Here is a 10,187-nt window from a genome sequence, read left to right on the forward strand (position 1 = left end):
CCAGCTTATCAGATGTTTTCCGCTCCGTTTTCCGGAGTTTCACTCACCCGATCCGCTTTCCTTCGGCCTTTCGGCGATCCAGACTCTATCAGATCACTCTGACCGTCTTTCGCGCTTCCCGGGCTTTCAGGAGGCTTTCGCCGAACCGACCTGACGGCCTGTCCGACGCCTTGAACCTTAGCCGATCGCCGCTCCGAGAAGCGAACCCGACCACAATCCAGAAAAACACACAACAATTCCAGCCAAGACATGCCGGAGCACGACTCAGCTCGAACAGAAGAAGTGGTGTTTCAGAGGATTGGCCGCCCCGGGACCGTCCGCGCCGATGCGTGTCCGGTGCTCCCTGCCGAGCGACTAGAGAACACTACCCCCATCGGGGACCGGGGGCAAACCCGAGCTGGTCCGGCCGGGGGAAGGCGAGTCCGAGCATCGGGTGCGCCCGCACCTGGAGCCGGTCGACCGGTCGACCCGGTCGACAGCACGTACTCGTCGCCCCCGGAACGGCGGGATGCCCGAGTGCGGCGGCGCCGCTCGCGCGCCCGGTGTGCTGGGCGCGGAAGCGGGGGCGTCAGGCATTGAGGTAGGCGAGGACCGCGAGGACCCGCCGGTTGCTGTCGCTGTCCGGGGGCAGCATGAGCTTGACGAAGATGTTGGAGATGTGTTTCGCCGCCGCGCCTTCGGTGATGAAGAGGCGCTGGGCGATGGCGGTGTTGGAGCAGCCCTCGGCCATGAGTTCCAGTACGCCCCGTTCACGTGCCGTCAGCGCGCCGAGCGGCTCGTCGCGGGCGTGGCTCACCATCAGCTGCGAGACCACGGCGGGGTCCATGGCGGTACCGCCGGCGGCCACCCGGCGGATCGCGTCGATGAACTGTTCGTTGTCGAAGACGCTGTCCTTGAGCAGGTAGCCGATCCCGCCGGTGCCGTCGGCGAGGAGCTCCCGGGCGTACATCTGCTCGACGTGCTGAGAGAGCACGAGGATCGGCAGGCGGGGGATCTCGCGCCTGGCCTGGAGTGCCGCCTTCAGGCCTTCGGTGGTGAAGGTCGGCGGTAGCCGGACGTCGACGATCAGGATGTCGGGACGGTGCCTGGCGGCGGCTTCGAGCAGGTCCGGACCGTTGTCCACGGCGGCCACGGTCTCGAATCCGTATGCGTCAAGGAGCTGAATCAGCCCCTGCCTCAGGAGGAAGAGGTCTTCGGCGAGGACAACACGCACGGTATCTCCATCTTTATTACGGTCGGACCGCCCGGAGGGCTGCTGATGTCCAGGGTTCCGTCGAACGTGGCCAGTCGGCGGCGGATGCCGTGCAGCCCGGTGCCCTTGCTGGCGTCGGCGCCGCCGCGGCCGTCGTCGGTGACCCGGGTGTGCAGCACGCCGTCGTCGTGCCAGGCGGCGACCTCGACGTGGTCCGCACCGGAGTACTTCAGTGCGTTGGTCAACAGCTCCGACACGGAGAAGTACACGGCGGACTCGAGCGGCGGGGCCGGCTGGCCGGGGATGTCCACCGTCACCTCGACCTGGAGCGGGCTCGCGAGTCCAAGGGCCCGCAGCGCGTCGGCGAGACCGCGTTCGGCGAGGACCGGGGGGTGGATGCCGCGGACCAGGTCACGCAGCTCCCGCAGGGCCGACACGGAGGACGCGCGGGCGTCGAGCAGCAGTCTGCGTGCCTCGTCCGAGTTGCTGTCGAGGTGCCGCTCCACGGCCCCGAGGGTCATTCCGAGGCTGACCAGCCTGGCCTGGGCGCCGTCGTGCAGGTCGCGTTCGATGCGGCGCAGCTCGGCGGCCGCTGCGTCCAGCGCGCCGGACCGGGTCTCGGCCAGGTGCCGGACCCTGGTGGCGAGCACGGCCCGTTCGGTCGGGCCGAGCAGGAAGCGGGTGAAGTACGCGTGCGCCTTGAGGATCGGCGGGCTGACCCACATCCAGGCGAAGAACAGGGCCACCGCGGCGACCGCGGCCAGCAGGGCGCTCGGCGAGCCCTGGACCGGGACGAAGAAGTACTCCCGGCCGCTGCCGCGGGCCTGCAGCACGGGCCGCCAGAGGCCGCCGGCCAACGCCAGCCCTTCGAGGACGTAGTAGAGGATCGCGGCGGGCAGGAATCCGATCATGCCGACCACCGAGTTGAGCAGCAGCCACAGCAGGTCCCGCCAGCTGGCGGGGTCGGTCAGAATCCATTTGCAGCGGCGGATCCACCCGACGATGTCCTTCTCGAACTCCTTGGGCTCCGGCCGGTACGGGACGGCGACCGGGACACCGGACCGTCCGGCGGTGCGACGGCTGGCGTTGCAGAGCCAGCGGACCGCCTTGGTGACGATCGGCAGCATGACCGCGCCGATGCCGATGACGAAGAGGATCACGAAATAGGCGGTGACCAGGAACAGGCAGACGGACGCCATGGCCCCGAGTGCGATCATCACGCCGACCACCAGGTCTCCGCAGGCCCGGCGGAACCGGGCGGGCACCTCGCGGAGCAGGGCTCCGGTGCTCACCGGGAGTCGTCCGGGGCCGTGCGTAAGCCGGAGCCGGAACCTGAGGAGCCGGGCCGTACGTTCGTGCGGTAATCGAAGCACACCAGAGTGATCGTCCATCCGTGACAGCAGCGATCCCGCGAGCCCCGCGTCCTTCGGGTGCGTAGACGCACCGCCCGGACGAGGCTAGCGGGTTTTCCCGGTGATCGCCACGCTACTAAATCTCAACGAGCCGTGACGAGTTGACTGGTGGTCGGCCGGATCCGGGCCACGTGCGGCCGGTCGCACCACGGGGCCGCTCCCCCGTCCGACGACGGAGGAGCGGCCCCGGGTTTCCGGTCAGGCGGGGGTCCTGGCCGTCTCGATCGGCGGCGTCCGCATCCCCCTCCAGGAGGGGAACAGGGTCGCGCCGAAGATCAGTGCGAGAGCGCCGCCGATGATCGCCAGGTAGATGCCGATCGAGCCGGACGGCAGCGGCGAGTCCGCCTTGACCAGGCTGTACGGGACGATCGTGGTCGCCGCGGCGATGGTGCCGAGGACGGTCGCGATGACCGCGACCAGGGCGCCCTCGACGCTCAGCATCCCGATCACCTGCGCCCGGGTGGCGCCGGTCAGCCGCTGGAGGCCGAACTCGCTGCGCCGCTTGCGGGTCACCGCCACCAGGGTGTTGATCACGGTGATCGCCGCGTATCCGACGATCATGGCGACGATGGTGTAGTTGGACGAGACCAGGATCTGCTGGATCTGGGAGTTCTCGCTGGTCAGCGTGGAACGGTCGGCGATCCTGGTGCCGGGCACCGAGGCCGCCACCGTGTCCAGGTGGGCCTGGAGCTGGCCGGAGTCGGCGCCCGCCTGGGCGCGGACCAGGATCTGCTTCGGCAGGCCGGCGGTGGTGTGTGCGGCCAGCACGGTGGAGGGCAGCAGCAGGTACTCCTGCTTGGGGTTGTCGGCGTAGAGGGCGACCACCTTCGGGGCGGCCGCGACGCCGTCGCCGAAGTGGATCTTCAGCGAGTCCCCGATCCGCACGCCGAACTTCTCCGCCTGCTTGTCCGACAGGGCCACCGTGTCGCCCTGCAGTTCGCCGATCGAGCCGGTGAGCGAGTCGAGCGCGATGGTCTGCCCGGCCCCGTCGGCCGACACGCCGCGCAGGTCCATGTCGGTGCTTCCGCCGGAGGCGTCCACGAAGCCCTTCGAGGTGACCAGTTCCGAGGCGCCGGCCACGCCGGGGACGGCGCGGACCGTACCGACCACGTTCGGGCCGAAGCCGCCGGTCGAGGAGTCGAGCACGTAGTCGGCGAGCACGTTGCTGGAGTAGCTCTTCGCGGAGACGTGGTCCTCCGTGGACTGCATGTACAGCGTGCCGGTGGCGATGCCGATCAGCAGCACGATCGGTGCGACCGCGCCCGCCATCCGGACGTTGTTCGTGGTGGCGTTGCGGATGGCCATGTACCCGGACAGGCCCGTCAGCAGGCGCACCGGCCAGCTCAGCGCCACCACCACGGCCTTGGTGATGCCGGGCGCCAGCAGCGCGAGGCCGATCGCGAAGAGCACGGAGGCCGGTCCCGCAGTGCTCGCCAGGGTCGGGCCGTCGGTCATGACCGTCGCCGTGATGACCGACAGGGTGACACCGTTGACCAGGAAGAACAGCGCCAGCAGCAGCCGGGTGAGGGTGAACCAGCGGGTCTGGACGGTGCTCTCGGCCAGCGCCGCGACCGGCTTCGTCCTGGCCGCCTTCCGGCCGGCGAACAGGGTCGCGCCGAGGGCGGCCGCGATCGCCGCGAACGCACCGACCGTGATCGGGATCCAGCCCTCGTGGAAGGTGATCGCCTTCGACACCACGCCGTTGCCGGTCAGTTGGTCGAACAGCAGCTTGCCGACGACGTACCCGGGCGCCACCGCCAGGGCGGTGGCCAGCACCGACAGCACCGCGGTCTCACCGAGGATCATCCGGCGCACCTGCCGGGAGGTGGTGCCGATCGCCCGCAGCAGCGCCATCTCGTGCGCCCGCTGCTGCAGCGACAGCCCCAGCGTCGAGGCGACGCCGAACATCACGATCAGGACCGCCCAGCTGCCGAAGATCGCCGCAAGGATGGTCACCGTGCGCTGGCTGGAGAGGGTGCCCGGCAGGTCCGCGAGGCCGCGCCGCTCACCGGTGAGCACCATGGCCTTGCCGCTCACCGCCGACTCCACGGACCTGCCGAGCTCGGGCACGTCCACTCCCGGCGTCGGCAGGACGCCGACGGAGTCGAACCTGCCGCCGGAGCCGGCCAGTTGCTGCGCCTCGGCGTCGGAGAAGAACACCGCGGGCTGTGTCGTTCGGTCGGCGTCCTGCCGGGCGATGCCCGCCACCGTGAACTTCCGGGTGGCGCCGTGCACCGCCAGGTCGACGCCGGAGCCGACCGAGGCACCCGAGTCGGCCGCCAGCGTCGCGTCGAGGACCACCTGGCCGGTGCCCACCGGGGCCGCGCCCTGGGTCAGGGTGTAGGGCGTCAGGCCCGAGCTGGTCCAGTTGTGGCCGGCCGACCCGGTGGAGACCGGCTTGCCGCCGGTCAGCACGGTCGCCGGGAAGGACAGGTCGGTGATCGCCCGGGCGACGCCGGGAACCGCCTTGACGGCATCGACCACGCCGGAGTCGATCCGGTTGCGCTCGGTCAGTGCCGTGGAGTCGTAGGTCTGCTGACCGGTCACCACGATCGGTACCCCGGCGAGCCGCTGCGGCGGGGCCGCCATCCGGACGCCGGTCTCCATGAGTCCGCCGCAGGCCATCACGATCGCGGCACCGAGGAACATCGCAACGAAGGTGGCGATGAAGCCGATCTTACGGAACTTCAGGGTGCGGAACGCCAGCATCCACATCAGCGTCCACCCCCCGCCAGTGCCGAGGAGGACTCGTGGTTCTCGTCGTCCCAGGCGCCGAGCCTGGTCATCCGCGCCGCGACCGCCTCGGCGGTCGGCTGGCGCAGCTCGCCGACGAACCGGCCGTCCGCGAGGAAGACCACGCGGTCGGCGTACGAGGCGGCCACCGGGTCGTGGGTGACCATGACGAGGGTCTGGCCGCTGGCGGTCACCGACTCGCGCAGCAGGCCGAGCACCGCCGCCGCGGTCCGGGTGTCCAGTGCGCCGGTCGGTTCGTCAGCGAAGATGACGGCGGGCCGGGTCACCAGGGCGCGGGCGATCGCCACCCGCTGCTGCTGACCGCCGGAGAGCTGGCCGGGCAGGTGGTTCAGCCGGTCGGCCAGGCCGACCCGGTTGACCACCATCAGGATCTGGTTCTTGTTCGGACGCTTGCCGGCCAACTGGAGCGGCAGCACGATGTTCTGCATCACCGTCAGTGCCGGCAGCAGGTTGAACGACTGGAAGATGAAGCCGATCCGGTCGCGGCGCAGCTTGGTCAGCCGCACCTCGTCGAGGTCCGCGAGGTTCGTGTCACCGACCAGGACCGCGCCCGAGGTGGGCTGGACCAGACCGGCGGCGCAGTGCAGGAACGTGCTCTTGCCGGATCCCGAGGGGCCCATGACGGCCGTGAAGGTGCCGGTCTCGAAGGTCATGCTCAGTCTCTTGAGCGCGGCCACCTCGTTGTCGCCCTTGCCGTAGATCTTCTCGACCGCTTCCAGCCGCACGGCCACTGTCTGCTGACCGCTTTCCTGAGTGTGCACTGGAACTCCCCACCGGATTGTCACGCACCTCGCGCTAACTGACATCCACGGTAGGAGCGGAGGCAGTTCGGCACATTGGCACTGGTTGGCGTATCCGAGGTAGAGGTTTCTCTACCATCGCCGTCGTTGCACGGGTATGCGAAGGGGCGCGGGGCCGCTGCGTCGAGCAGGGCCCCGCGCCCCGGGTGAACGGGTCAGCGTCCGAGGGTGGACAGCCAGTCGTCGATCGCCTCGGCGGCGGCCGGCGCGGACTCCTCCAGGATGGTGAAGTGGGTGCCGGGCACCTCGCGCAGCACGTGCTCGCCGGGCCACGAGGCGCGCCAGTTCTCGGTACCCGGTCCCTCGGCGAAGGACTCGGCCGGGCGGACGAACAGCACCGGGGCCGACAGGGTGCCGGGCAGGCAGTCCACGATCAGGTCGCTGTAGCGGCTCATCGCGGCGAGCCTGGCGGCGCTGAACCGGCCGAACGAGGACTCGCGGTCCAGCATGCCCCGGAACATCTGGGGCCAGAGCTCGTCCTGGCCCTCCGTGTCGGGCAGGTAGGTGTCCATCAGCACCACGCCGTCGGCCGGGGTGCCCGCCTTCTCCAGCGCCTCCGCGGTCGCGTGCGCGAACTGGCCGCCGGAGGAGTAGCCGACCAGGACGAAGGGCTCCCCCGCCGCCGCGGCCCGCACGCCCTCGGTGAAGAACTCGACTGCGGCGTCCACCGAGAGCGGCAGCGCCTCACCCGGGCCGAATCCCGGCACGGGTGGCACCAGCACCTCCCGGCGGCCGCGGAAGTGCGAGGCGAGGCGCGCGTACTGGTGGGCTCCGCCGAGTGCCATCGGGGACGGGAAGCAGATCAGCTTGGGTCCCTGGTCGCCCTGGGCGAGGCGCACCGGCTCGGCCGGCCGGGGCGCCCCGGCCGCCGAGGAGAACGAGGGGAGGATCTCGGCGACCGCGTTGAGCAGGCTCATCCCCTTCATCATCCGGCCGTCGGCGGCCGCCCTGCGCAGCAGGCCGCTGATCGACTCCAGGTCCTCGGCCGCCGCCGCGGGCGGCCGGGAGCCGCCGTGGAGCAGTTCGGTACGCAGGTGGCCGGCCAGTTCGGCCGGGGTGCGGTGGTCGAAGACGACGCCGGCCGACAGGGCCAGCCCGGTCGCCGAGGCCAGTGCGGTCCGCAGTTCCGTCCCGGAGACCGAGTCCATCCCGGCCTCCAGGAAGCCGAGGTCCGGCTCGATCCACTCCGGCCCGGGGTGGCCGAGGACGGCGGCCGCCTGCGCGCGCACCAGCTCGACCAGTAGCTGCTGCTGCTCGGCCTCGGACGCGCCGGCCAGCCGCTCGCGCAGCGGTTCCCGCTCCTCGGCCGCGGGCTGCTCGGGCGTGCTGAGCGCGCCGACGGTCAGGGCGACGTCCGCCGCCAGCCAGTACCGCTGGTGCTGGAAGGCGTAGGTCGGCAGCGGGGCCTGCCCGGTGCCGGGGAACACCGCCTGCCAGTCCGGGGACAGGCCGTCCACGTAGAGCCGAGCCAGTCCGGACAGCAGGGCCGCGGTCTCCGAGCCGCGTCGGCGGCCCAGCGCGACGAAGGCCGCGTCCGGTGCGCCGGCGCTCTCCCGGGCCATCCCGGTCAGGACGGCGTCCGGACCGAGCTCCACGAACCGGCCGACGCCGGCCTCGGCCAGCGCGCGCACGCCGGCTTCGAACCGGACCGGTTCGCGGACGTGCCGGACCCAGTAGCCGGGGTCGCGCAGCAGCTCCGGGTCCGCCAACCGCCCGGTGAGGTTGGACACCAGGGGGATCACCGGCTCGTGGTAGGTCATGCTCTCGGCGACCGCGCGGAACTCCGCGAGCATCGGCTCCATCAGCGGCGAGTGGAAGGCATGACTGACCGCCAGCCGCTTGGTCTTCTCGAAAGCCCCCGCGATCCGCAGCACCTCGGCCTCGTCACCCGAGACCACCACCGACGCAGGACCGTTGACCGCCGCGATACCCACCCGCTCGTTCAACAGCGGCAGCACCTCGCCCTCGGACGCCTGCACCGCCACCATCGCACCACCGGCGGGCAACGCCTGCATCAACCGCCCACGAGCAGCCACCAACCGACAGGCATCCGCCAACGACAGCACACCCGCCACATGCGCGGCAGCCACCTCACCGATCGAATGACCCGCCAGGAAATCCGGCCGCAGACCCCACGACTCCACCAACCGGAACAACGCCACCTCGAAGGCGAACAGACCGGTCTGGGCGTACAGGGTCCGGTCGACCTGCTCGGCGTCCGTACCGAAGAGGACGTCGGCGGTGCCGACCCCGAGGTGTTCGTTCAGCTCGTCGAAGGCCGCCGCGAACACCGGCTGGTGGGCGCGCAGTTCGGCGCCCATCCCGAGCCGCTGCGCGCCCTGCCCGGTGAACAGGAACGCGGTCCTGGTACCGGTGCGCGCCCGGCCTCGGACGACGTTCGGGGAGCTGTCCCCGGCGGCCAGCGCCCGCAGGCCGAGCAGGAGTTGCTCCCGGTCCGCGCCGACCACGGCGGCCCGGTGCTCGAAGACGGACCGCCTGGTGCCCAGCGCCCTGGCCACCGCGCCCGGTTCCAGCTCCGGCCGGTCCGCCGCGAAGGCGTGCAGCCGCTCGCCCTGGGCGGGCAGCGCCTGCGGCCCGCGTGCGGACAGCGGCCACAGGACCCTGGCCGGCGCGGGGTCGGGCGCGGGGTCCGGCGCGGGCTCGGTGGCCGGGGCCGCCTCGATGATGACGTGGGCGTTGGTGCCGCTGATCCCGAACGAGGAGATCCCGGCCCGGCGCGGACGCCCGGCCTCGGGCCACTCCCGCGCCTCGGTCAACAACCGGACCTCACCCGCCGACCAGTCCACCTTCGTCGACGGCTCACCCACGTGCAACGTCCTCGGCAGCACACCGTGCCGCATCGCCTGCACCATCTTGATCACACCCGCCACACCCGCAGCCGCCTGCGTGTGACCGATGTTCGACTTGACCGACCCCAACCACAACGGCCGCCCCTCCGGACGGTCCTGACCGTACGTCGCCAACAACGCCTGCGCCTCGATCGGATCACCCAACGTGGTCCCCGTACCGTGCGCCTCCACCACATCGACATCCGACCCCGACAACCGGGCACTGGCCAACGCCTGCCGGATCACCCGCTGCTGCGACGGACCGTTCGGCGCCGTCAGACCGTTCGAAGCACCGTCCTGATTCACCGCGGAACCCCGCACGACCGCCAGCACCTCGTGCCCGTTGCGCCGCGCGTCCGACAGCCGCTCCAGTACGAGGACACCGATGCCCTCGGCGAAGCCGGTGCCGTCCGCACCGTCCGCGAACGCCTTGCACCGGCCGTCCGGGGAGAGCCCCCGCTGGCGGCTGAACTCCACGAAGGTGCCGGGCGAGGCCATCACGGTGACCCCGCCGGCGAGCGCGAGCGTGGACTCGCCCTGCCGCAGCGACTGCGCCGCCAGGTGCAGCGCGACCAGCGACGAGGAACACGCCGTGTCGATCGACAGCGTCGGCCCCTCCAGCCCCAGCGTGTACGCCACCCGCCCCGAAACGATGCTCCCACTGCCGAACGCACCGAAGTAGTCGTGGTACATCACCCCGGCGAACACACCGGTCCGACTCCCCTTCAACGACAGCGGATCGATCCCCGCACCCTCCAACGCCTCCCACGAACCCTCCAGCAACAACCGCTGCTGCGGATCCATCAACAGCGCCTCACGCGGCGAGATCCCGAAGAACCCCGCATCGAACTCACCCGCACCGTGCAGGAACCCGCCCTCGGCGGTGTAGGACCTGCCCTCCAGGCCCGGCTCGGGGTCGTAGAGGTCGGTGTCCCACCCCCGGTCGGCCGGGAAGGGGGTGATTCCGTCCCCTCCCCCGGCCACCAGGTCCCACAGGTCCTGCGGCGAGGCCACGCCGCCCGGGTACCGGCACGACATGCCCACGATCGCGATCGGCTCGCGCAGGGTCGCGGTCAGCTTGCGGTTCTGCTCCCGCAGCCGCTCGGTCTCCTTCAGCGAGGCGCGGAGCGCTTCGAGCATCCTGGTGTCCGGCTTCTCGGACTGAGCCACGTTCCCACTC

General features: G+C 71.1%; 5 protein-coding genes. All 5 read right to left on the reverse strand.

Annotation, left to right across the window (positions count from 1 at the left end; genetic code table 11):
- Window positions 1–568 precede the first annotated feature (568 nt).
- The 5 genes from ACFC1R_RS12645 to ACFC1R_RS12665 all read right to left on the reverse strand — a co-directional run bounded on the left by ACFC1R_RS12645 (window position 569) and on the right by ACFC1R_RS12665 (window position 10,177).
- On the reverse strand, window positions 569–1,213 hold the full coding sequence (locus ACFC1R_RS12645) for a response regulator transcription factor (protein ID WP_045306727.1): 645 nt from the start codon (window positions 1,211–1,213) through the stop codon (window positions 569–571).
- Entirely contained in the window at window positions 1,177–2,409 is a 1,233-nt protein-coding gene (locus ACFC1R_RS12650) for a sensor domain-containing protein (protein ID WP_375937250.1), read from the reverse strand. The genes ACFC1R_RS12645 and ACFC1R_RS12650 overlap by 37 nt, the downstream gene beginning before the upstream one ends.
- Window positions 2,410–2,802: 393 nt before the next feature.
- Window positions 2,803–5,313 (reverse strand): FtsX-like permease family protein, encoded by a 2,511-nt coding sequence (locus ACFC1R_RS12655; protein WP_375937079.1) that lies wholly within the window; start codon window positions 5,311–5,313, stop codon window positions 2,803–2,805.
- A gap of 5 nt (window positions 5,314–5,318) precedes the next feature.
- Window positions 5,319–6,119: an ABC transporter ATP-binding protein gene (locus ACFC1R_RS12660; RefSeq protein WP_375937082.1), complete on the reverse strand. Its 801-nt coding sequence runs from the start codon at window positions 6,117–6,119 to the stop codon at window positions 5,319–5,321.
- 194 nt (window positions 6,120–6,313) lie between these two features.
- Entirely contained in the window at window positions 6,314–10,177 is a 3,864-nt protein-coding gene (locus ACFC1R_RS12665) for a type I polyketide synthase (protein ID WP_375937085.1), read from the reverse strand.
- Window positions 10,178–10,187 lie beyond the last annotated feature (10 nt).

Origin of the sequence: Kitasatospora sp. NPDC056138 (assembly GCF_042264695.1) — a bacterium.
Taxonomy (GTDB): domain Bacteria; phylum Actinomycetota; class Actinomycetes; order Streptomycetales; family Streptomycetaceae; genus Kitasatospora.